At 37.9% G+C, this 24,260-nt stretch carries 22 protein-coding genes; 14 read left to right on the plus strand and 8 right to left on the minus strand.

Translation table 11 applies throughout. The features are described from left to right. Nucleotides 1-56: 56 nt before the first annotated feature. Nucleotides 57-536: a hypothetical protein gene (locus JMN12_RS04180; protein ID WP_203137381.1), complete on the plus strand. Its 480-nt coding sequence runs from the start codon at nt 57-59 to the stop codon at nt 534-536. A gap of 43 nt (nt 537-579) precedes the next feature. On the opposite strand, the gene JMN12_RS04185 is transcribed toward JMN12_RS04180, so the two are convergent. After that, complete coding sequence (locus JMN12_RS04185; RefSeq protein ID WP_203137384.1) at nt 580-1,191, minus strand: fumarylacetoacetate hydrolase family protein; 612 nt, start codon at nt 1,189-1,191, stop codon at nt 580-582. A 129-nt stretch (nt 1,192-1,320) separates the two neighbouring features. Here JMN12_RS04185 and JMN12_RS04190 point away from each other — a divergent pair, with 129 nt between their 5' ends. The 4 genes from JMN12_RS04190 (at nt 1,321) to JMN12_RS04205 (ending at nt 5,623) form a co-directional block, all read left to right on the plus strand. Then, the gene (locus JMN12_RS04190) at nt 1,321-2,274 is read left to right on the plus strand and encodes a phosphoribosylaminoimidazolesuccinocarboxamide synthase (RefSeq protein WP_203084019.1); all 954 of its coding nucleotides are present in this window, start codon (nt 1,321-1,323) and stop codon (nt 2,272-2,274) included. 145 nt (nt 2,275-2,419) lie between these two features. Beyond that, a complete protein-coding gene (folK, locus tag JMN12_RS04195; RefSeq protein ID WP_088594809.1) occupies nt 2,420-3,547 on the plus strand; it encodes a 2-amino-4-hydroxy-6-hydroxymethyldihydropteridine diphosphokinase in 1,128 nt (375 codons plus the stop codon). Nucleotides 3,548-3,550: 3 nt separating this feature from the next. Then, nucleotides 3,551-4,429 carry a hypothetical protein gene (locus JMN12_RS04200; protein ID WP_203137386.1) on the plus strand — a complete coding sequence of 293 codons (879 nt, stop codon included), beginning with the start codon at nt 3,551-3,553 and terminating at the stop codon, nt 4,427-4,429. A 246-nt stretch (nt 4,430-4,675) separates the two neighbouring features. Then, on the plus strand, nt 4,676-5,623 hold the full coding sequence (locus tag JMN12_RS04205) for an IS4 family transposase (protein WP_203137388.1): 948 nt from the start codon (nt 4,676-4,678) through the stop codon (nt 5,621-5,623). 186 nt (nt 5,624-5,809) lie between these two features. Here the strand turns inward: JMN12_RS04205 and JMN12_RS04210 are convergent, their stop codons facing one another. Next, entirely contained in the window at nt 5,810-6,907 is a 1,098-nt protein-coding gene (locus JMN12_RS04210) for an L-dopachrome tautomerase-related protein (protein WP_203137390.1), read from the minus strand. A 3-nt stretch (nt 6,908-6,910) separates the two neighbouring features. Continuing rightward, entirely contained in the window at nt 6,911-7,510 is a 600-nt protein-coding gene (locus tag JMN12_RS04215) for a nitroreductase family protein (protein WP_203137396.1), read from the minus strand. 352 nt (nt 7,511-7,862) lie between these two features. On the opposite strand from JMN12_RS04215, the gene JMN12_RS04220 reads away from it, so the two are divergent. The 5 genes from JMN12_RS04220 (at nt 7,863) to rocD (ending at nt 12,756) form a co-directional block, all read left to right on the plus strand. Continuing rightward, nucleotides 7,863-8,810, plus strand: a complete 948-nt coding sequence (locus JMN12_RS04220) for an IS4 family transposase (protein WP_203137405.1) — start codon at nt 7,863-7,865, stop codon at nt 8,808-8,810. Between the two features lie 90 nt (nt 8,811-8,900). After that, nucleotides 8,901-10,142: a sulfate adenylyltransferase subunit 1 gene (locus JMN12_RS04225; protein WP_203137414.1), complete on the plus strand. Its 1,242-nt coding sequence runs from the start codon at nt 8,901-8,903 to the stop codon at nt 10,140-10,142. A 116-nt stretch (nt 10,143-10,258) separates the two neighbouring features. Next, nucleotides 10,259-10,669 carry a hypothetical protein gene (locus tag JMN12_RS04230; RefSeq protein WP_198474954.1) on the plus strand — a complete coding sequence of 137 codons (411 nt, stop codon included), beginning with the start codon at nt 10,259-10,261 and terminating at the stop codon, nt 10,667-10,669. Nucleotides 10,670-10,978: 309 nt separating this feature from the next. Beyond that, nucleotides 10,979-11,392 (plus strand): hypothetical protein, encoded by a 414-nt coding sequence (locus JMN12_RS04235; RefSeq protein ID WP_009413325.1) that lies wholly within the window; start codon nt 10,979-10,981, stop codon nt 11,390-11,392. A 119-nt stretch (nt 11,393-11,511) separates the two neighbouring features. After that, nucleotides 11,512-12,756: an ornithine--oxo-acid transaminase gene (gene rocD, locus JMN12_RS04240; RefSeq protein ID WP_203137416.1), complete on the plus strand. Its 1,245-nt coding sequence runs from the start codon at nt 11,512-11,514 to the stop codon at nt 12,754-12,756. 82 nt (nt 12,757-12,838) lie between these two features. Here the strand turns inward: rocD and JMN12_RS04245 are convergent, their stop codons facing one another. Then, complete coding sequence (locus JMN12_RS04245; protein WP_009413323.1) at nt 12,839-13,273, minus strand: hypothetical protein; 435 nt, start codon at nt 13,271-13,273, stop codon at nt 12,839-12,841. 150 nt (nt 13,274-13,423) lie between these two features. On the opposite strand from JMN12_RS04245, the gene JMN12_RS04250 reads away from it, so the two are divergent. The 4 genes from JMN12_RS04250 to JMN12_RS04265 all read left to right on the plus strand — a co-directional run bounded on the left by JMN12_RS04250 (nt 13,424) and on the right by JMN12_RS04265 (nt 15,546). After that, a complete protein-coding gene (locus JMN12_RS04250; RefSeq protein WP_198475563.1) occupies nt 13,424-14,233 on the plus strand; it encodes an enoyl-ACP reductase in 810 nt (269 codons plus the stop codon). Further along, nucleotides 14,233-14,442, plus strand: coding sequence for a membrane protein insertion efficiency factor YidD (gene yidD / locus JMN12_RS04255; protein ID WP_002680684.1), 210 nt, complete (start codon nt 14,233-14,235; stop codon nt 14,440-14,442). Before JMN12_RS04250 ends, yidD begins: the two co-directional genes overlap by 1 nt. A 101-nt stretch (nt 14,443-14,543) precedes the next feature. Continuing rightward, nucleotides 14,544-15,122, plus strand: coding sequence for a hypothetical protein (locus tag JMN12_RS04260; RefSeq protein WP_198475565.1), 579 nt, complete (start codon nt 14,544-14,546; stop codon nt 15,120-15,122). Further along, complete coding sequence (locus JMN12_RS04265) at nt 15,091-15,546, plus strand: SMI1/KNR4 family protein (protein ID WP_198475567.1); 456 nt, start codon at nt 15,091-15,093, stop codon at nt 15,544-15,546. The genes JMN12_RS04260 and JMN12_RS04265 overlap by 32 nt, the downstream gene beginning before the upstream one ends. Nucleotides 15,547-15,751: 205 nt before the next feature. On the opposite strand, the gene JMN12_RS04270 is transcribed toward JMN12_RS04265, so the two are convergent. The 4 genes from JMN12_RS04270 to ggt form a co-directional block, all read right to left on the minus strand. Beyond that, a complete protein-coding gene (locus tag JMN12_RS04270; RefSeq protein ID WP_203137418.1) occupies nt 15,752-16,225 on the minus strand; it encodes a lipocalin family protein in 474 nt (157 codons plus the stop codon). 660 nt (nt 16,226-16,885) lie between these two features. Then, nucleotides 16,886-19,186 (minus strand): 5-methyltetrahydropteroyltriglutamate--homocysteine S-methyltransferase, encoded by a 2,301-nt coding sequence (gene metE / locus JMN12_RS04275; protein WP_203137420.1) that lies wholly within the window; start codon nt 19,184-19,186, stop codon nt 16,886-16,888. A 92-nt stretch (nt 19,187-19,278) separates the two neighbouring features. Continuing rightward, on the minus strand, nt 19,279-22,224 hold the full coding sequence (locus JMN12_RS04280; RefSeq protein ID WP_203137422.1) for a TonB-dependent receptor: 2,946 nt from the start codon (nt 22,222-22,224) through the stop codon (nt 19,279-19,281). A 271-nt stretch (nt 22,225-22,495) separates the two neighbouring features. Then, nucleotides 22,496-24,202 carry a gamma-glutamyltransferase gene (gene ggt / locus JMN12_RS04285; protein WP_203137424.1) on the minus strand — a complete coding sequence of 569 codons (1,707 nt, stop codon included), beginning with the start codon at nt 24,200-24,202 and terminating at the stop codon, nt 22,496-22,498. Between the last annotated feature and the right edge of the window lie 58 nt (nt 24,203-24,260).

Consider the following 24,260-nt stretch of genomic DNA (forward strand, 5'->3'; position numbering starts at 1 on the left):
CATTGTCAAAGTCCTTGGACTTTGACAATTTCTAAAACTCCTAATGATAGTATGATATGAAGTCTTTATTTTTAATACTTTTTTTTAGCTTATACAACCTCTGTTTTAGCCAACTTTCCACAGCAATGCAATGGGAAAAACTTTATAGGGGATCTATCGACAGTGTGATAGTAGTGAGTAGCAGTGGCTATACTAAAGAAACCTCGCCTAATATAGAAGGATTTCCTGAAGAACAAATTGTTGAGACAATTAAAAAAATCCACTATAACAAAGGAGTTAAATTGTTAAACGCTTTACAACAAAAGAAATCGTTTAACGAAGCCTATCCTTTGGTTAATGATGTATGTGATACTTTCTATTTTTATAGAAATGGACAGCAAAAAATGACCCTCATTTTTACATTCTCTACTAAAGCAGTTACTATTTACAGAGGCGATGACCTTATTTTTGCAGGTTCAGCCACACCTTTCCTACAAAAGAAAATAGGAAAAACTCTTGGCTATAATTTCAGGAAGATAGAGAGACTAAATAGGTAAAATTACACTCGGGGGCTAACTCCCAAATTTGCTAATTTCCAAATCATCTAATTTTCAAGCTAAAACTCTTCTCTTCTCCTAAAAATCCCTCTAATAAATCACCTGCTACTGCTTTCCTTGCACCTTTGGGCGCTCCTGTAAAGATAAGGTCGCCTTTGCGTAGTGTAAAGTACTGTGATACTTCGGCAATGATAGTGTCAAATCCTCTGAGCATTTGTGTTGTCTTTCCCTCTTGTACAGTAGAGCCGTTTTTATCTAAGTGAAACTCAATAGGGGAGGAATTGCTAAATATTTCTTTAGATACAAATTTTCCTACGATAGCCGAGCTGTCAAAAGCCTTTGCTTGCTCCCAAGACAGCCCTTTTTGGCTCAATTCAGTTTGTAGATCGCAAGCCGTAAAATCAATACCCACAGCAATCTCATCGTAATATTTATGCGCAAACTTCTCCGAAATACACTTCCCATTTTGGTTGATTTTCAGCACTAATTCTATTTCGTAATACAAATCTTGTGTAAAATCAGGAATGTAATAAGGAATCTCGAGGTTGTGGATAGCTGTGTCAGGTTTCATAAACACTACTATAGGTTGACGTGGTGTTTCATTGTTTTCTTCGATAGTCTCGCGGTAATTTCTTCCTATACAAATGATTTTCATAGTCTTTACTTTTTAACGTATAAAAATGATATTGCAAAAGTAGTATTTTTTCATAATTCGTAACTCGTAATTCGTAATTATTTTATACCTTTGCCCCGAAAAAAGAGATTTTAAAAACTTTTTACGAAGATGAATACCATAACAAAAACAAACTTTAAATTCCCTAAACAAAAGTCTGTTTACAGAGGGAAAGTACGTGATGTGTATCAATTAAAAGATGATACCCTCATTATGATTGCCACCGATCGTATTTCAGCTTTCGATGCCATTCTACCCAAAGGCATCCCTTATAAAGGTCAGATACTAAACCAAATAGCTGTAAAATTCTTGCAACAAACTGAAGATATCGTGCCTAATTGGCTTATAGCCTCTCCCGACCCTAACGTCTCTATAGGGCAAGTGTGCGAACCTCTAAAAGTAGAAATGGTGATTCGCGGTTATCTTGCAGGTCACTCAGCTCGTCTCTACAAAAATGGTGTGCGCAAGCTCTCAGGCGTACCTTTGCCAGAAGGATTGCGCGAGTTCGATATGTTCCCTCAACACCCCATTATTACTCCTGCTACTAAGGCAGAACAAGGCTTACACGACGAGGATATCTCTCGTGAAGACATTATTCGTAAAGGTATTGTAAGTGAAGACGACTATCGATTGATGGAAAAATATACCTACGCCCTCTTCGCACGTGGTACCGAAATTGCTTCTAAACACGGACTGATTTTGGTAGATACCAAATATGAGTTCGGTAAAACCCGCGATGGTGAAATCGTACTCATCGACGAAATTCACACCCCCGATTCTTCCCGTTATTTCTATAAAGAAGGCTATGAAGAACGCCAAGAAAATGGCGAACCTCAAATCCAACTCTCCAAAGAATTTGTACGCCAGTGGCTCATCTCACAGGGCTTCCAAGGGGAAAAAGGACAAAAAATACCAGCGATGAGTGATGAATATGTACAATCCGTTTCAGAACGTTATATCGAACTCTATGAAAATATTATGGGTGAAAAATTTCTCCCTGCCGATACTACCGATATAGAAAACCGCATCTACGACAATATATTACGATTTTTACAAAACCAATAATCAAAGAATCAATAAAAATAGCATTCTTGCTTCTACTTTGCCAAAGTTTCTAATTGTCCATTGTGGCTTGCACCTTTGGCAAAGTTAGTCTCAAATTGTGTCAAAACACTGAGACTCTTGTTAATTATTAATTGTCAATTGTCAATTGAACCACGACGTCTACATATCATTAGGGAGTAACTTAGGAAACCGCAAAGCCTACCTACAGCAAGCCATTGAAGGCATCGCTATGCGAGTAGGTACCATTGTGGATATAGCTCCTATCTACGAAACACCCTCTTGGGGATTTTCTGGCGAGGCTTTCCTCAACACTTGTCTGCTCTGCCGCACCTTCCTCTCTCCTGAGCAGGTGCTAATGCAACTCTTGCAAATAGAACACGAACTAGGGCGCGAACGTATGCCTCACTCTAAAGGCTACCAATCCCGTACGATAGACCTCGATATACTTTTCTATGACGATGAAGTGATTCATACCGATAGACTTACCATACCGCATCCTCTCTTGCAACACCGCAAGTTTGTGCTTAAGCCTTTAGCTAATATCGATGACCTCAAAGTGCACCCCGTACTTAAAAAAACAGTTGCCCAACTACTCCGAACTACCGATGATACCTCACCCGTGCAACGCTTGTCCGATCAACTGTCATTTCCCGCACAAAAGTCGCCGTTTTTGAATTATAAGTACATCGCTATTGAAGGTAATATAGGCTCTGGTAAAACTACTTTGGCAACTAAAATCGCCGAAGACTTCAATGCTAAACTGATTTTAGAACAGTTTTCCGATAATCCTTTCTTGCCTAAATTCTACGAAAATCCTAAACAATACGGCTTTACGCTCGAAATGTCGTTCCTTACTGAACGATACCAACAAATGCGCGAACAATTAGCACAAACCGACTTGTTTAAAGAGTTCGTCGTTTCCGATTACGATATCTTCAAATCCCTCATTTTCTCTAAGGTAACCCTTACTGATGATGAATTTGTGTTGTACCGCAAACTCTTCTATATTCTCTATAGCCAAATCATCAAACCCGATTTGTACGTATTCCTTTATCAAAATACCGACCGCCTTATTGAGAACATCAAAAAACGCGGCAGAGAGTACGAACAGAACATCTCCCCTGATTATCTAAAAAAAATACATTATGGCTATTTAGATTTTATACAGAAAAATGCCGCTATCAATTCTCTTATCATCGATGTAACCGATCTTGATTTCGTGCAACACTACACTCACTACGAGTATATTATAGAAAAAATCCGTGAGAATTAAGCTATGAAATGTACCCTTTTGCTTTTAGTATTTTCTACAATTGTCCTCAACCATTGTAATACTCAATCACCTACCTCTACCGCTGTTAAAGAGCCTGAAGTAATAACCATTCCTTTCAGCGATGATATTTCTCTACAATGGGATGTCGCTTCTCAACAACTACTTCAAAACACCGATTATCAACGCTATCAAGAAGATAGTGAGGCTATCAGCCTATTGCTTAATAGTATTACTGATACTACAAATCTTAAAGTAATGGTCTGTTCCAAAGAAAAACCATTGCGCAAAGGTGATGTAGCTTTTCTTTATTTGACAAAAACACTAAATATTCCTTTGTTTCAATGTTTTTATATCCAATTTGATGTATTTGAGAAAAAATGTACTTATCCTTCAGACTTACTGAATTATGTAGAAGAATATCGGACAGAAGTACAACAAAAGCTACGTACATACTTTGGAAAATCCTTGTCTAATCCAAAAATTGGCGTACAAGCAACACTAAACTACACTGATGTAAACCGAGAATATGCTGAGGCAGTTATTGTAAATTACTCAGGTAAACCCATTGAAATCAATACTTATTATGTGTTTCACTTTGGGTTACAATATGAAGATGAGAATGGCGAAGTTAAAGATATACAAGGTTGTCCACCTCCTTCTGTGCCTCCAGCAAATTTAGATGATTGCAAAAAAACTTTGCAGAAAGGTGAGAAATACAACCTTGTCTATTACATAATTTATGAAATGAACAATTGCGAAGATATGCTCAACTTTGATAAACCGGTTGTAAAAATCCGTGCTTCTATACATTACAAGTATCCAAATGATAAGAAATATAATGTAGCTTATACCAATTGGATAACTTATGAAAAACGCCCTTAATATTTTCTTCCTTAGTACAGGATAATTTTTTGTAAACACTTGTAAATAAGACTGGTATTCCTTAATTTTGCAGTTAGGAAAAAAATATGCAAATGGACAGAAATACCAGTACAGAGGGCAAAGATACAGAATTATTATCAAAGTTTAAGGAATTATTTGAGGAAATAACTGAATTTAGCTCGTTTAAAATTTGTAACGCTCTTTGTATTAGCACTTTGTAAAACAAGAAAAGTTACCTATACGACATTGGCAACAGCCTTTGACAATAAGACTTGTAAGGATAGCAATGTCAAAAGGATACGCAATTTTATGAGGGCTGCTAATTTTATAATGGAGTTGGTCTCTAAGTTGATATTCAACTTATTGCCTAAAAAAGAGAATCTTACCCTGATTATGGATAGGACAAATTGGAAGTTTGGAGAGGTGAATATCAATATATTGATGATAGGTATTAGCTATAAGAATGTAGCTATACCACTTATTTTCAAAATGTTAGACAAACAAGGCAACTCTCATATTGAAGAATGTATAGCGTTAATGGAGAAGTTTATTAGTTGGTTTGGGGTAAATTGCATCGACTGCTTATTAGCTGATAGGGAATTTGTAGGAGATAAGTGGATAGGATTCTTAAATGAACATAGGATACGATATTTTATACGTATACGGGAAAATTTTCTGATTTTTTGCCCTAAAAAGAATAAGAAATTGTATGCTTGGAACTTTTTCAACAACTTAAAACCTTATCAAGGCTATCATTATGATAGGATTATGCAATATAAAGGAGAATATTGTTACTTATCAGGTGTAAAAACGATAGAAAATAATGGTAAAATAGGCTATTGTATATTGATTTCATTCAATAAACCTAATGAAGGATTAGAAAAATACAAAGAAAGGTGGCAAATAGAGACTTTATTCAAGGGACTTAAGAGTAGTGGATTTAATGTAGAGGACACTCATTTAAGGGACTTAGAACGTATTGAGAGGTTGATGCTATTAGTAATGATAGCTTTTGTGTGGTGTTACAAGATTGGAGATTACATTGACACACACTTTAAAGCGATAAGGATAAAACCAGATGGGAAAAGAGTTATAAGTGTGTTCAAATGCGGATTAGACTACCTATCTGAGTACCTTTTTAGAGGGGTAAATAAGTTTGAAATCAATTACTTACAATTTTTGTCCTGTACTTAGTACTAACATAATTATTATTTTTTAAGTTTTAAAACGTCCTTGCTACAGACTTTAATATCACCCACTTACCAGCACATCTCTCTAAGGTCATCGTTTGCTCAAGTCGCCAAGTGTTGCGGCTGCCCCAAATGCGCGCATCAAGCAGGTTTTGCTGTAACAGCCTATGTGGCGGTTTTATTCTCTGATTTACCTAAAAGGAACGCCTTTAGCTAAAGGTTTAAATCTGAAAATGTAAAAAGGTGCTGTTGCTTTGTTATTACCATCATTAAATACAGCTCCTAAATGTACTTGCGCTGCGGAGACATACATATAACCGTCTTTTGCATTAAAACTTACTCCATCAGGCCAAAGTAATTCATCTGCATTGAAAAGAGTGTGGAGGCTTCTGTCTTTGCTAAGCACAACGCTTATACTATTGCTTTCAAGTGCTGTAAGATATAGATTTCCTTGTGCATCAATACTCATACCGCCATTATTAGGTTTTTCACTGTAGGTTTCAATCTTCTCATCTAAAGCAGTAGCTGTTAGTTGCTCATTAAGCAGATCAGTTATTTTTACCCTATACACTTTCCTTCCGTTTAAAGGGGCATAGTAGAGCCACTCAAAATCTTTATCTGCTGTAATGCCATCGCAGCCTACTAAAAGGTTTTTACCATTGATAGATAGTGGCTTTCCATTGACTATGGTAGGTGTGTTTTCTGGCAAAGTGGTGCGTGTGCCTTGTAGCAATCTCCGTGTTTTGCCTGAGTTCATATCTACAATGATTAAGGCTGCCATGCTACCATCACCTCCATTGCCAATACCTTCATCGGCAATAATAAAGATGTTATGTTTTGTATCAACAACCATATCATTGGGTTGGGAAGTTTTTACTATAGCTGCTTGTGGTAAATAATAGATACGTTCTAACTTATTTGTACGAGTATTCCACCCTACTATTTTAGGCGTAATGGCATTACGTCCAGCCATATCAAGCATCCAAACAACACCATTTTTATCATTTCTAATTCCTAAAACATTGCTCAGGTAATGATCGTCTTTCTCTCGGGGTGTATTCCACTCCTTATTAGGAAATGGGGTAATTGATTTTGTTTGAGTATTATATTTAACCACTCTATACTCAGGGTTAAAGAATGGGTGATGACTATATACTAAGTCGCCCTGAGCTGTAAAACTGATATTACCCACCGATTCAGGTACTTTAGCAAATATCTCTGCTTCTGCTTTTTGTGCGTAAGTCCCACAACTTGCCAAAAGACTTAATGCTATGATGAAGATTCTCATTGTTTATATTGAGGTTATAATGTTATTGATAGACAAACGAGATTTAGGCATTTTCTCAGGCTGGTTGTTGTCGTTGGTGTCTCTGTGTCCTAAAGCAACAGCAAAGAGTGTTTTGTATCCGTTGTGTTGCAGAATAGTATCATAAGAATGCGTTTCAATGCCTTCCATAGGAGTGCTATCAATATGCATAGCCGCACAAGCAGACAAGAAGAAGCCAAGAGAAAGATATACCTGATGCTGTAACCACGATTTAATATTTTCCTCTGCTTGTGGTTGCATAAATTGCTTGTAGTAGTTAATAGCTCCCTGTGGTAAGTTCTGCTCAATTTGTTTTTCAAAAAGAGCTATGTCGTCTATGACACTAAATACAACCAAGTGACTTGCTTGGTTAATACGTTCTTCATTGAAATAGGATACAGCAGCTAATTTACTTTTCTGTTCTTGGTCTGCTACAAAAGTGAAATGCCAAGGTTGGCTATTGATAGATGATGGACTAAGCTGTAAGATCTGCTTTAGGGTTTCAATCTCCTCATTAGTAATCTTTTGGGTAGGGTTGTATTTTTTGGTGGTGTAGCGCTGTTGTGCGAGTTCTAAAAAATTCATATTGTAAAATCTTTATTAATAATTTGTATTTCTATCTAAGGCAATTGTTATGCCTTTTATTAGGTCAGGCTGCAAAAGTACGAAAATAATTTTTAACGATTAGTGATTAAAATTCTCTTTAGTACAGGATAATTTTTTGTAAACACTTGTAAATAAGACTGGTATTCCTTAATTTTGCAGTTAGGAAAAAATATGCAAATGGACAGAAATACCAGTACAGAGAGCAAAGATACAGAATTATTATCAAAGTTTAAGGAATTATTTGAGGAAATAACTGAATTTAGCTCGTTTAAAATTTGTAACGCTCTTTGTATTAGCACTTTGTAAAACAAGAAAAGTTACCTATACAGCATTGGCAACAGCCTTTGACAATAAGACTTGTAAGGATAGCAATGTCAAAAGGATACGCAATTTTATGAGGGCTGCTAATTTTACAATGGAGTTGGTCTCTAAGTTGATATTCAACTTATTGCCTGAAAAAGAGAACCTTACCCTGATTATGGATAGGACAAATTGGAAGTTTGGAGAGGTGAATATCAATATATTGATGATAGGTATTAGCTATAAGAATGTATCTATACCACTGATTTTCAAAATGTTAGATAAACAAGGCAACTCTCATACTGAAGAACGTATAGCATTAATGGAGAAGTTTATTAGTTGGTTTGGGGTAAATTGTATCGACTGCTTATTAGCTGATAGGGAATTTGTAGGAGATAAGTGGATAGGATTCTTAAATGAACATAGGATACGATATTTTATACGTATACGGGAAAATTTTCTGATTTTTTGCCCTAAAAAGAATAAGAAATTGTATGCTTGGAACTTTTTCAACAACTTAAAACCTTATCAAGGCTATCATTATGATAGGATTATGCAATATAAAGGAGAATATTGTTACTTATCAGGTGTAAAAACGACGGAAAATAATGGTAAAATAGGCTATTGTATATTGATTTCATTCAATAAACCTGATGAAGGATTAGAAAAATACAAAGAAAGGTGGCAAATAGAGACTTTATTCAAGGGACTTAAGAGTAGTGGATTTAATGTAGAGGACACTCATTTAAGGGACTTAGAACGTATTGAGAGGTTGATGCTATTAGTAATGATAGCTTTTGTGTGGTGTTACAAGATTGGAGATTACATTGACACACACTTTAAAGCGATAAGGATAAAACCAGATGGGAAAAGAGTTATAAGTGTGTTCAAATACGGATTAGACTACCTATCTGAGTACCTTTTTAGAGGGGTAAATAAGTTTGAAATCAATTACTTACAATTTTTATCCTGTACTTAGATTTTCCTCTTAACAAATTATTTTCGCTATTCGTAACTTGTATTTCGTAATTATTTGTATCTTTGCCAAAAATTGATTTTTAAGATACAAATGAATATATTACGATTTATCACTGCAGGTAGTGTAGACGACGGTAAAAGTACCCTCATAGGTCGTTTGTTATACGATAGCAAAAGCATTTTAGCCGACCAGCTTGAGGCGCTTGAACAACAATCTAAAAATAAGAACGATGATGGTATAGACCTCGCTATACTCACCGATGGTCTTCGTGCAGAACGTGAACAAGGTATTACTATCGATGTGGCTTATCGCTATTTCGCAACCCCTAAACGCAAATTTATCATCGCCGATGCCCCTGGTCATACACAGTACACCCGCAATATGATTACTGGCGCTTCTAATTCCGAGCTCATTATCATTTTAGTAGATGCTCGTAATGGTGTAACCGAACAAACTCGCCGCCATTCTATCATAGCCTCTCTGCTCAATATTCCAGAGGTAGTTGTAGCTGTAAACAAAATGGATTTGGTAGGCTATAGTGAAGAGGTATTCAAAAATATCCAACAAGAATATGAAGGTATCGCCAAACGTTTAGGTTTGAAAAGTGTACACTATTTCCCAATTTCTGCTTTTGTAGGTGATAACATTGTGAATACCACCAATGCAATGCCTTGGTATAAAGGAAATTCATTATTAGACTTCTTAGAAACTATAGAAATTAATAAAGATAATTACGATCAACCTCGTTTTCAGGTACAGTATGTAATACGCCCTCAAACCGAAGCCTTACACGACTATCGCGGTTACGCAGGACAAATCATATCGGGTGTTTATCGCAAAGGCGATGCTATAGTGGTACTCCCTGAAGGTATCAACACTAAAATCAGCAAGATAGAGCACAATGGCGAAGAAGTGGCTGAAGCCAAAGCAGGTGACCCTGTAGTGTTACATATCGAAGATGATATCGATATTTCTCGTGGTGACTATTTTGCTAAACAAGGAGCTGAACCTCAGCAAGGTCAGGATATAGAAGCCCTTGTGTGCTGGATGGATAAACGTGAATTGTGCGAGGGTAATAAGTACTTGTTACAACAACGCAGTAGGCTCGTAAAAGCCATTGTAAAGGAAATTGAATACAAAATTGATGTCAATACCCTTGACCAAACTGAAGGAGTAGAAAGCGTAAAACTCAACGAAATAGCAAAAATCCGACTCAAAACAGCTGCCCCTTTAGTATATGATGCATTCCAAAGCAATCCCCCTATGGGTAGCGCCATCCTCATTGATGAGACTAGCAATGCTACCGTAGGAGCTGTGATGATTGAACATTGATAATTTTTTCAATAGTTCCTCAATAGATACAGGAATGTTAAATAACGTTAAAAAAGAAAAGGGTATATGTATTATGTTTATATTTGCACTTGAATAACATATAAAAAATAAAGCGTATGACAGGTACAGAATTACAAGAAATGGTCGACAAGCTATGCTTAGATATGAAAGCCAATTTGTCAGGATTTATCTTTTGTGGAATCCTTAGATGTGCTGATGCAACTATTATAGGATCATCAGTAGCCAATACAGGAATTTCAGAAATTGCAAAAGAAGTAGCACCCTTTTTCTCAACTATTGTAGAACAAGTGAAAAAAGTAGTTGCTTCAAGTGAATCCTTAGGAGTTAAAGAAACTCACAGTATTCTTATTGAAACTGATAAGATTACTAATGTTATTGGAGTTTCAAATTCAGGGAAATTTTTTATCCTCTTAGCCTTAGAACGAAACAAAGCTAATATAGGAATAGCGAGAACTTTGATTGAAAAAAGTAGACCTATCGCAGTGATATTAGACGAACAACTTTAGAAAAATAGCTAATAGTATTTTTACAGCACAAATTTAGAAACTCTAAATTTGTGCTTTTTTTGTATAGAAATCTGCAATCGCTGGGTGGGTATGTATAAGGTAGGTTTGTTTATTTGCAATTTATTTTTGCTTGACTATAAAACTATTCAACATAAAATATTTTTTATAAAAGTTTGATTTTGAGTAAGATGATTAGATTGTTTTAACACAGTGTAAAAGAAGTCTAAAAAATATGTTAAAAACGCTTGGAGGTTATCAAAATAATATATAGCTTTGCGCCATAAAAACCAAACACTATATATATTTTTTATGACAGGAACAGAATTACAACGATTACTCGATGCTCACTGTTTAGATATGAAAGCCAATATGCCTGGTTTTCTATTTTATGGAATCCTTAGCTGTAAGGATGGAACTATTTTATCTAAAGCTTCAGCTAATGAAGAATCTTCAAGAATTGTAGAACAAGGTTCTGCCTTTCACTTAACAATTGTGGATCAAGTGAAAAAAGTAATAAACACTAACAAAACTATGGAAGATTTAGCGTTAGATTACATTCTTATTGAGGCTAATAAAATAACCTATATGCTAATGATTTCAGCTTTAGGGAAGTTTTTCTCGATTACTGCCTTAGATAGACCAAAATCTAATGTAGGTATTTCAAGAGCTTTACTATATAAATGTAAAGCAGAATTTGGAACAATGTTAGACGACTTCTTTTAGAAACGAGCACTAAAGTAAAGAACTTTATAACACAAATTTGGAATATCCCAAATTTGTGTTTTTTTGTTTTTACGAAAATATGTCGTATATTTGTCGTCTGAAAATAAAACGAAAGATATATGACATTACCAAAATTAACCTCAGAACAAGCAATGGCACTCGAAAACCAGTATGGTGCCCATAATTATCACCCACTACCCGTCGTACTCTGCAAAGGACAAGGCGTGTATGTGTGGGACGTAGAAGGCAAACGTTACTACGATTTTCTCTCTTCTTACTCTGCTGTAAACCAAGGGCATTGCCACCCACGCATCATCAAAGCACTTACTGAGCAAGCTCAAACCCTTACCCTCACTTCTCGAGCTTTCTACAACGATAAACTTGGAGTGTACGAAAAGTACATCACCGAGTATTTTGGCTTCGAGAAAGTTCTACCAATGAACACAGGTGCTGAAGCTGTAGAAACAGCCATTAAAATATGTCGCAAATGGGCGTATGAACAAAAAGGAGTACCCGAAAGCGCCGCAATCATCATTGTGTGCCATCAAAACTTCCACGGGCGCACTACTACAGTAGTTTCTTTCTCATCCGATAAAAATGCACGTAAAAATTTCGGCCCCTATACACCTGGTTTTGTTTCTGTTCCTTACAACGATTTGGTAGCTTTAGAAAAAGTGCTCGCCGATAATAAGGCTACAGTAGCAGGCTTTTTAGTAGAACCTATACAGGGTGAAGCAGGCGTATATGTCCCCTCCGATGGCTACTTGAGTGGAGCTAAAGCTCTATGCGAAAAGTATAACGCCCTCTTTATCGCCGATGAGGTACAAACAGGAGTAGCGCGTACTGGGAAGCGTTTGGCAGTAGATCACGAAAATGTAAAACCCGATATATTGGTATTAGGCAAAGCCCTTAGCGGGGGGGTATATCCTGTGAGTGCTGTTCTTGCCGATGACCGTATAATGCACGTAATCAAAGCAGGGCAACACGGTAGTACCTTTGGCGGTAACCCTTTGGCTGCTGCCGTAGCAATTGAAGCCTTACAAGTAGTAAAAGACGAGCATCTGGCTGAAAATGCCGCTCGATTGGGTGAAATTTTCCGCAAAGAACTAGGTGATTATATCAAAACCTCAAAAGTAGCTACCTTAGTACGTGGTAAAGGACTCTTAAATGCTGTGGTTATCAACGATACCGAAGAGAGCAATACAGCGTGGAATATCTGCTTAAAGATGCGCGATAATGGCTTGCTCGCCAAACCTACACACGGTAATATCATTAGGTTTGCCCCACCATTGGTGATGAATGAAACCGAATTGAAAGAATGTATTGCTATCATTACAGAGGCATTAAAACATTACGAACCATAAAAGTATAATAAAAAAGTCTGAAAAATTACTGTTCTTATAACGCATTTTTTCAGACTTTCTTTTGTTGATATAGAAGAGAATACTAAAAAAAATCATCTAACATTGTCCCAAACTCAGCTTTACATTTGTAGAGTAAGGCTCTCGAAATACCCATATTCGCCTTAGCTCTATCTAAAGCAGTAATAGAAAAGAATTTACCAAGAGCAGAAATCATCAGCATAAAAGTGATTTTACTCGTTTCAATAAGAATGTAATCAAGCTCTAAATTACCTAATTCTTTATTGCTTTCAACTACCATTTTTACTTGATTGACAATAGTGAGGTGAAAAGCAGAACCCTGTTCAATAATTCTCGAAGCTTCAGCATTAGCCGAGGCTCTGCTTAGAATGTAACCATCAGCACAGCTTAAAATTCCATAAAATAGGAACCCTGGCATATTAGCTTTCATATCTTGACAATGAGCATCAAGCATCAATTGTAGCTGAGAAGCTGTTAGTTTTTCATTTGTACTTGTCATAATTTGGTTTTTTTAAGTTTTTGTAGAGCAAAAGTAGAAAATAAAAATTAATAATCCTAATTTTTTAGATAGAAAAAATTTTTTCTTAAAAAATATTTTTTTGTACATTTGCACCACAGAAACAAATTTTACTTTATAAAAGAAAGAATTATGTACAATTTATTAAAAGGAAAAAGAGGCATCATCTTTGGTGCCTTAGACGAAAATTCTATCGCTTGGAAAACAGCAGAACGCGTACACGAAGAAGGCGGTAAGTTCGTGCTTACCAATGCTCCCGTGGCAATGCGTATGGGACAAATAAAAAATTTAGCCGAAAAAACTGGCTCTGAAATCATTCCTGCCGACGCTACCAATATGGACGACCTCCAAAACTTGGTGACTAAAGCAATGGAAATTTTAGGAGGCAAGTTGGATTTTGTACTACATTCCATCGGTATGTCGGTGAATGTGCGCAAAAATATCCCTTATACCGAGTCTAACTATATGAACACTGAAAAAGGTTGGGACGTTTCAGCACTTTCTTTTCACAAAGTATGTCAAGTGCTTTACAAGAATGATGCAATGAACGAGTGGGGTAGCATCGTTGCCCTTACTTATATGGCAGCACAACGCACCTTCCCCGATTACAACGATATGGCTGATAACAAAGCATACTTAGAGTCTATTGCGCGTAGTTTTGGCTATTTCTTTGGTAAAGATAAAAAAGTGCGTGTGAATACCATTTCACAATCACCTACTGCCACCACTGCAGGACAAGGTGTAAAAGGCTTTGATGGTTTTATTGCTTACGCCGATGCAATGTCGCCATTAGGCAATGCCACCGCTCAAGATTGTGCCGATTATACGGTATCTCTCTTCTCCGACCTTACTCGCAAAGTAACGATGCAAAATCTCTTCCACGACGGAGGTTTCTCTAATACAGGTGTAAGCCAAGAGGTAATTGAACGATTTGCTAAGTAATGAAATACCTTTTCATTTATTTAGTACGCTTTTATCAGGTAGCTATTTCACCTCTGAAACCGCCTACTTGTAGGTATACCCCCACCTGCTCTCAATACACTTTGGAAGCTCTGCAAAAATATGGCTTTTTCAAAGGAGGTTGGTTAGCTATCAAACGTATATGTAGTTGCCACCCTTGGGGAGGTAGTGGCTATGACCCTGTACCTTAACAAAAAAGCAAAGTGAAATTAAATTTTCACTTTGCTTTTTTTGTAAGTGATTATTTTGTACTTTTGTACTTGTAATTAGCATCATTAAATATCTAAACTTTATGAGAACCATTGCTTTTATTGTATTATCCTTACTGTTGTTTTCGTGTAAAACAGTACAGCGCCCTAAAATGACAGCTTTTATGGATGAAGCTGCTATTAAGACTCTTAATGAAGGAACTTATTATGTGTATTCTGAGCCTATGGAAAAGCAAGCACCCTTGTTCTTTCCGCTACTGCCTAAAGAATACCAAGAAACAGCGCTACCTTTAAGTAGGTTTAAACTGCAAGTAAAAGCCGATTCGCTGTACGTGAGTTACCAAAAGGTGAAGGATAGCACAACTACTGTTACGATGAGGGCTGGCTTCAAAGGCAAACAGAAAAAGAACTTTTGGCAGCGTTATAATAGGTTTAGAATCTATCCGTTTATTCCTATTTATTTAGGAGTGGATATCGATAGAATACGTATAGCTCCTGATAAAGACGGTAATTTATTAGTAGAAGTGTATAGAGACCTACAAGGCGCTGTATTTTTAATACAATTTTTCAACACTTATTACGATACTTTCGTATTTAAAAGAGAAGAACAAACTCAAAAACCTATATCTAATGAATTATCTAAAGAAACTACAACAAAGTGATGAATTTGAATACTGTGAAGGTGCTACTGCCGAAGAAATTCAAATTGTAGAAACATCTTTAGGGGTATTACTCCCTAAAGCGTATGTAAAGTTTTTGAGCGAATGTGGCTCTTGTAACTTTGGGGATACTTATATCAATGGAGTTTACAAAGAGGATGGAACATTATCATATCCTGTGGTAGAACTCACCAAACAGTTGAGAGAAGAACTCAACCTCCCCGATGATTTTATTGTACTCAATTACGAAATTGACGAGTATCTTATTCTGTACAAAGTCTCAAAAACAGATCGCCTCAACGATTCAAAAGTATATGGTGCTGAAATACATTGTAATAAAGACGGTAATTTTGAAATGAACAAACCTACACTTCTATTCAATTCTTTTGATGAATATTTTGAGGATTTCTTAGAATTAGCAGACTAATTACTATGTAAAAATAAACCTTTAAAATGTTGTAAAATTGCTTATTTCTACAAAAATGTAAAAATAAGCTATTGTTACTATGTTTATTTTTACTATTTTTCTTTCCAAAATAATGAAATACTTTATAAAAAAGAGCAAAGCGCGTTAAAGCGCTTTGCTCTTTTTATTCCTTAAATAAGTTTCTAAGGGTAATGATATGGGAGATTTATTGTTTGACAAAAGTCATAATAGAAGTATGTTTATTTCCTTTATCATCTTCTATTGGAGAACTAAAAGTTAGTTTATTCCCTAATATGGTAAAATTTGAAGAACCACCTTCTTGATTATCAATAAGTACTATTGTATTTTTTGAAACAGTGTATTTTCCAATTGTTTTCTTGAGTTCACAAGAACCATCATAAGAATAGGACACATATTCTTTGTCAGAAAAGACAAGATAAGGAAGCTTCTTACATTTTCCACAGAATAAATACTCAGGATATACTTCACAAGCATTCTTTCCATCAATAGTCATACTTTCTAACTTCCAAGTGCCAATTAAGTTCTTGTTGTCTGCACTTCCCCCACTGTCGCTTTTACCACAAGCGATAAGGGTTACTAAAATTACTGCCATAATGGCTACTAACTGTGTAGCAGTGCGAAAAGTCGCCCACGCTACGTTTTTGTTTTTGTTTTTCATTGCTATTGTTACATAAAATTAAGTTTATACCTACTCTGTTCAGGCTTTTCGGTTACCGCCTTTTAGGTAGGTTTCACTATAACAGAGCAATAAAAAAACGTGGGAACATTCCTTATTGCTCAATTTCTGAAGCCCGACCAAAGGCTATGTTACAAAGCAAAAGGAATGCCCACGTAACCGCAGGCATTTCCACTTTCACTTTCCTTGTAACATTGAAAAATTGGTCGTTTTCAGAAATTAGGAAACTGTAAAGCGAAACGCTATATGTTATTTTATAATACTATTTTAAAAACTATACGAGTTAGTACTTCTTATAATAGTTATTTTGGTTTAATGAGGCAAATGTACAAAAAAATATCATTCCTACAAAATAAAGGAATATTCTTGACAAAAATATTGCGTTATCAAGGCGCTGTCTAAAAAGTTTTATTTATATAGGCGTTTGCAGCATATACCCAGCTATCGCAGGCTTTCCTACATAAAATACTGCAAAAGCTATTGATAATCAGAGTAATCAACTTTGCCAAAGTCTGAAACTTTGGCAAAGTGTAGCGACACAAATACGATTTTGAGACTTTTCAGACAGTCTCTATCTGAAGCAACAAAAAAGCAATGTACATCTTCTGCACATTGCTTTTTTTATTTATTACTTCTTATTTCTTATTTGTAAAGATTGCGAAGTTCTTTGGCGGTATCAACCATTGCGTGGAGAGCTGCTTTGGTTTCTGGCCAGTGACGCGTTTTGAGTCCGCAGTCGGGGTTTACCCAAAGTTGCTCTTTTGGCACTACCGAAATGGCTTTCTTCATCAAGTTGGTCATTTCTTCTTGTGAAGGTACGCGTGGTGAGTGAATGTCGTATACCCCAGGGCCTATTTCGTTAGGATATTTAAAGTCACCAAATACATCGAGGAGTTCCATTTGTGAACGTGAGCACTCTATGGTAATCACATCGGCGTCCATATCGGCGATAGCTTCAATCATATCGTTGAACTCAGAATAGCACATATGGGTGTGAATTTGAGTTTCGTCTTTCACACCTGAAGCTGAAATGCGGAACGCTTTGATTGCCCAATCGAAGTAGGCTTTCCACTCGCTCTTGCGCAATGGCAAACCTTCACGGATAGCTGGTTCGTCAATTTGAATAACTTTGATGCCCGCTTTTTCGAGGTCTACTACTTCATCGCGGATTGCTAAAGCTATCTGCAAACAAGTTTCAGAACGCGGTTGGTCATCGCGTACAAACGACCATTGCAAGATAGTTACAGGGCCTGTAAGCATACCTTTTACGGGCAATTTGGTAAGCGATTGTGCGTATTTACTCCAACGTACAGTCATTGGTTCTGGACGTGAAATATCACCAAAGATAATCGGTGGTTTTACGCAACGTGAACCATAACTTTGTACCCAACCGAATTTGGTGAAGGTGTATCCTTTGAGCAATTCGCCAAAGTATTCCACCATATCATTACGCTCAAACTCGCCGTGTACGAGTACATCGATATTGGTATCTTCTTGAAAACGGATAGACTCTTCAATTTCTTTTTCCAATAACTTGTCGTATTCGGCTTGAGTGAGTTCTCCTTTTTTGAAGCGAGCACGCCAGCTGCGTACCTCGTCGGTTTGAGGGAATGACCCAATAGTAGTTGTAGGGAAAAGAGGTAAGTTTAACGCTTTGTGTTGTGCTACTTTACGCTCGTTGAACGGACTGTGGCGCACATCGTCTTTGGCTGTGATGTTGTTCACGCGCTCTTTCACTTTGTTGTCGTGGATAAGCGGTGAAGTTTTACGTGTTTCAGCTGCTTTTTTGTTTTCTTCAAAAACGGCTTTTACCTCAGGAGTTATGTGACCTGTAGCAAGGGCTTGCAAAGTAGTTACTTCTTTTACTTTTTGTTTAGCAAAAGCCAACCATTGTTTGATTTCAGGGGTAAGCACTTTCTCGTTGTTTTCGAGTTCGAGATTGCAAGGAGAGTGCAATAATGAGCAAGAAGTAGCTATCAATAGACGATCAGCCCCGATAGCTTCTTTGGCTTTCTCAATCAATGCTAATGAGTGTTCGAAGTTGTTTTTCCAAATATTACGTCCATCTACTACTCCAAGCGATAGTTTTTTATCGGCAGGAAGTGCTTTGAGCACTTTGTCAAGCTGAGCCGCTGCGCGCACTAAATCGATGTGCAATACATTGAAAGGCAATGACACAGCCAATTCGGTATTGTTATCCAATGCTCCAAAGTAGGTAGTGAGGATAAATTCGGTAGTAGGAAATTTGCTTCTTAGCTCCGTATATACTTTTTTGTATACATCGGCAGCGCCTTCAGGAAGGTCGAGAGCTAAGTAAGGCTCATCTATTTGAATAGTTTTAGCACCTGCATCTACTAAACTTCGTACGATTTGTACATACACAGGCAACAAACGCTCAGCCAAGTCTAAACGGTGGAAACCTTGTTCTTTTTCTTTACCGAGAAGCAAATAAGTTACCAAGCCGATAAGTACAGGTTTAGTGTCGAAACCGTGTTTTTTAGCCAAGTTATATTCTTGCAAAGGTTTGTTTACAAGAATTTTGAAAGATTGGTCTTTAGTAAATTCGGGTACGATATAGTGGTAATTGGTATCAAACCATTTGGTCATTTCCATAGCGGTAATATCGATACCATTTTTTTGATAGCCACGTGCTAAAGCGTAATAACGCTCTAAGTTGCTCAACTGATGGATAGGAGCAAAACGCTCAGGGATAGCGCTTACTGTAAACGAAAAGTCAAGCATTTGGTCATAGAGAGAAAAGTCGTTAGAAGGAATCAAATCTACTCCTGCTTCTCTTTGTAGTGTCCAGTTGTGAACACGAATATTTTCAGCTACTGCTAAGAGTTCTTCTTCTGATATTTTACCAGCCCAGAAGGACTCATTAGCTTTTTTAAGTTCTCGTTTTTCACCAATACGAGGATAACCTAATACGTTTGATTTCATATAAAATTCTTATTTAAAGTGCAAAACTACAATATTTTATCAATCTACCAAAATAATGTATTAAAAAATATTTTGGTGTTTTTATAAGTTTATTAGAACAGTTTAAAGCTCGCTCTTGCAAACACATAACGCCCGTTGAGCCCGAATTGAGAAGTGGCGCGTGAATACACAAATTGATCGTTGTTGTTATTCACTTTTACGTTCTTTTCGGGGTAAAGATCGAAAAGGTTGTTTACGCCCAGAGTGAGGGTAGCTTTTTCGCTGAAATTATAGGCTATAGAAAGGTCGGTAATGAGTTTGCCGCGTATCACTTGATGACCATAGCTATCAAACTCAAAGTCTCCTATTTGGTCGGCAGTTCTGATGATATCAGGACCTGTGGTTTTGCCGTAATAGGTATTGCGCAAATAAGCGTTCCATTTGCCTATACTGAGGTTGTGAGAAAGGGTTGCTTTGAATCGTGGAACGGCTTCTTCTAAATAAATACGAGCTCTTTCGGAGAAGAATTTAGTCTCTAAGCCTGCATTTTTTATTGCTTCAAGGGTGTGAATAGCTCCTACTTTGCGCGTTTGGGTGAGATTGAGACCAAAATCGTTGTTGATACTCCATTTATCTCCTTGATAATGGTGCGCTATTACAACATCTATCCCTTTAGTTTCAGCATCAACGCCATTGGCAAAGAACTGTACGCTGTTCACATTAGCAGTATCGAATATTTGTTTGAGCTCGTTTTCGGCAGGTGAAGAGCCTGTTGGTTTGCTAAAAGTTTCGGTGAGGATGATGCGATTGTCTACACGGATGAAATAGGCATCGGCACTGAGAGAAATACCCGCTTTTGGCAAGTTTAGAGCGAACCCTGCACTCACTGATTTAGATTGTTCTTCTTTGAGTTTTTCGATGCCAAAGAGTTCAGCCGCTTTAGATATGTTGTTGAACGTACCTGTTTCTTGCAAATTTCCGTTGAGGTAGAGGGTACCGATGTTGGTGTAATACAATTGGTGGATAGAGGGGGCGCGGAATCCTGTAGAGGCAGCAGCACGCAAATTTACATTGGGTAGGAGCTTCACGCGAGTTGCCAATTTGTAGTTGAAGGTATCGCCAAAATCGGAATAGTTTTCATAGCGCAAGGCAGCATTGGCTAAGAGCCAACGAGTGATGTCGGTTTCAAATTCGGCATAACCCGCCCATACATTGCGCGTTTTGGTGAGGGCACTCTCCTCACGCAAACCGCTGAATACCTGTGCACCACCAGGGAGGTAAGCCCCAAAAAAGTCAGTAGGTTTTTGGTTATTAGGGGTATTGCCGTCCTGCACTCTGCCCAAAAGATCATAAGTAGCATAAGAACTTTCATCACCTGCTACAATACTATAAGCTTCGTGGCGTTGCTCAGCACCCAATGAGAGGTTGGCTTTCTCGAAGAGGTTGAGGGCTCTGGAAAAATCGAGGTTAAGGGTGTTTTGCAAGAAGCGCAATTTGCCAGCATCAAAGGAAGAGGGAGAGGCAAAGCGCAAACTGGTATTGCCCGTATGCTTGATAGTATAGGCAAACTCATTGCGCCCAAAAGTATTGCTGACATCAATATGCCACGCTCCTGCTTCGCCTTTAAAACCTGCTGAGATAGAACTATCCTGAATATCAGTAGTTATCCAAGGCAGATAGCCGTTAGGATGTAGCCCTGTGAAGGTGCGGGCTTGGTTAGGTCGCCTAAAGAAACCACCAGCCTCGCCATAGCGGTAACTCTGTCCGCCAAAAGCATAGAATTTCCAGCTATCGGAAATAGGGAGTTCGGTATTGAGGAAGAATTGCGTACCGCGTAGGCGCGATTGCCCCACGTGCATATTGAAGTCCTTACGTGTAAGCTGACGATAAGCAAGTTCATCATCAGTAACATCTTTACTCAGAATACTGCGCAGACTGGTGAGCGAAGTAGCATTTTGGATTTGCGATAGGAAGGGACTGTTGAAATAGCTAACCTGACCGGCGTAGTTTTTGATGAGCCCCAATAGTTGAGGGTCGGCATTTACATTGCTATTGCTAAAATAGTTAGACAGATTATCGCCAGCTTCTAAAGCGCGCTGTTCAATTGCGTTATAGGCGTTGAAGATACTGCCATCAAAAGTGCCTGCTCTAAAAGTAGGGTTGCGGAATTGAGCTGAGAAAGTGAGGTTGATAAAGCCGCCTTTTTTGCCGAGTTCAGTACCATAATTGAGGTCTAATTGTCCTTGCTCACCATCGTAATCACCGCGATGATCGTTAGCTTTTGGGGTTATGTTAGCCCCGTAACTCACTTGGGCAGAGAGACCTTTTTCTTTTTTGAGGTTGAGATTGAGTACCCCAGCAATGGCATCCGACCCATATTGAGCAGAAGCTCCATCGCGCAAGATTTCAATTTTGGAAAGCGCAAATGAGGGAATTGCATTGAGGTCGGTGCCAACGGTACCACGACCAGGTGCGCCATTTACATTGATAAAGGCAGAAGTGTGTCGCCTTTTGCCATTGAGAAGCACTAAGGTTTGATCGGGACCTAAACCGCGTAGTTGAGCGGGGTCTAAGTGGTCGGTGCCATCGGTTACCACTTGAGGTGTAGAGGTGAAGGAAGGTGCTATACTGTTTAGTATCTGATTGATATTTACCTGAGGCTGTGCTTTTACGGTTTTTACTACATCGAACACATCCACCGGCACAGGACTATCTACTTTTGTGCGTCCACCAGCACGTGACCCAACGATGAGCACTTCGTCGAGCGCTTCAGCATCACTTTCTAAGAGAATGTTTAAAGTAGTGTGTTTGCCTACTTTCACTTCTTTGGTTTTAAAACCTATATACGAAAATACAAGTACATCGTTTTCGGAGACTTGCAGACTAAACTGTCCATTTTCATCAGTATTAGTACCTTTTTGGGTGTTTTTCACAACGATGCTCACCCCTATTAGAGGTTCTTTTTGGTTGTCGGTTACGATACCTTTAACGGTTTGAGCCGAAGCAACGGCTGAAAACAGCAAGGCTAAAAATACTAAAAAGCGGGTTTTCTTTCTCATTACTAAATTATTTTTAAAAAGGTTATTACTAAGAGGAAATAAAAAAAGGAATGCAATGTAACATCATTGCATTCCTTTTTATATGGGGTAAAGTAAAGAAACAACGATGCCTTCCTATGGGGAAACCATAGAACAAAGCATCATCATATTTTTACTTGTGAAAGTCATATTATGTGTTATGTTTTAAATTCGGGGGCAAAGTTAGTGATTTTTTCTGAACTACTAAAAAATTTAAGTATTTTTTTTTAATACAACCACTAATTGTTAACGACTAATACCCTACGGCAGTATCATCACCACGAGGGTCGGCACCACCTTCTAAACTACCATCGGGCTGTACTAAAATAGCATCTACTTTACCAATAATAACAAAGTTTTCTTCACGAGGTTTATAACCTTTAGCTTTGAGTTTAGCAATGACCTCGGGAGCAAATCCGTTGGGCTCATACATCACATCATCGGGTAGCCATTGGTGGTGGAAACGCGGTTTACTTACCGATTCTTGCATCGTCATACCGTATTCGGCTACGTTGAGAAAACACTGTAATACTGAGGTGATAATCGTTGAACCCCCAGGGGTGCCTATCACCATAAAGAGCTTGCCTCCTTTTTCTATAATAGTAGGGCTCATAGAGCTGAGCATACGTTTATTAGGAGCAATGGCATTCTTTTCAGAACCTACTAAACCATAAGTGTTTGGTTCACCAGGTTTGATGCTAAAATCGTCCATTTGGTTGTTGAGGAAGAAACCTCCACCTTTCACATATACCTTACTACCATAATTGGTATTGAGGGTAGTAGTAACCGCTATGGCATTGCCAAAACGATCTACAATGGAGTAATGAGTCGTTTCATCACTTTCGTAACCTGCAATTTTTCCGTGTGCTATTTCAGAAGATTTACTCGCTTTATCCCACGAAAAACTACTCATACGTTCTTTGAGATAATCGGGAGAGAGAAGCGTTTCGGTAGGGACTTTCACAAAGTCGGGGTCGCCCATATAGTAAGCCCTATCGGCATAAGCACGGCGTTCGGCTTCTACTAATAACTGAATGTATTGCTCGCCGTTATGAGGATACTGACCTATATTATAAGGTTCTACGCTTTTGAGAATCTGTGCCAAGCAAATTCCTCCACTTGAAGGCAATGGCATAGAGTTGACAGTATAATTTTTATAAGTAAAAGTAACAGGCTTACGCCATTGAGGTTCGTAGTTTTTGAGGTCGTCTAAGGAGAGGATACCACCGAGTTCTTGCACGTAGGCAACAATACGTTTGGCAGTTTCACCTTCGTAGAATTCAGCTCTACCATTATCGCGTATACGCTCTAAGGTTTTAGCAAACTCCTCATATTTAAAGCGTTCACCTGCTTTCCAACCATTTTCAAAAGGAGTAACATAGTTATTCGCTTGCTTGATGAGCTCTACATTTTTGTTCATATAAGAATCAGCCTGCAGTTTGGTGATGATCACCCCATTGCGCGCTAAGTCGATAGCAGGCTGGATGAGTTCGGCAAAAGGGAGAGAGCCAAACTTTTGATGTACAGCAAAGAGCCCTGCAATAGTGCCAGGTACACCTACAGCCAAAGCACCCAGAGTACTCTTATTGGCAATTACGTTGCCATCTTTGTCTAAATACATATCGCGATGCGCTTTAGCAGGAGCTTTTTCGCGGTAATCTAAAGCTCCTTTTTCACCATTAGCTAAACGGTATACCATAAAGCCTCCACCCCCTATGTTACCTGCATTGGGGTAAGCTACTGCTAAGGCAAGTTCGGTAGCCACCATCGCATCGAAAGCATTGCCTCCTTTTTTGAGGATAGCAAGACCTATTTGAGAGGCTTCTTCTTTGGCACTCACTACCATAGCGTGTGAAGCTACCACTCCTTTTTCGGGAGAAGATTGTTTTTCAGTAGGAGTATTGCGGCAACTCACCAATAAAGCAATTGCCGTTAGTATAGAGAAGATTTTTTTGAGCATAAGTTTTCTGTTTTTAGAGATGAGAAAAAAAGCGTCAGAATTATCATAATAGGCTTTG

This window comes from Capnocytophaga genosp. AHN8471 (genome assembly GCF_016806945.1).
Lineage (GTDB): Bacteria > Bacteroidota > Bacteroidia > Flavobacteriales > Flavobacteriaceae > Capnocytophaga > Capnocytophaga periodontitidis.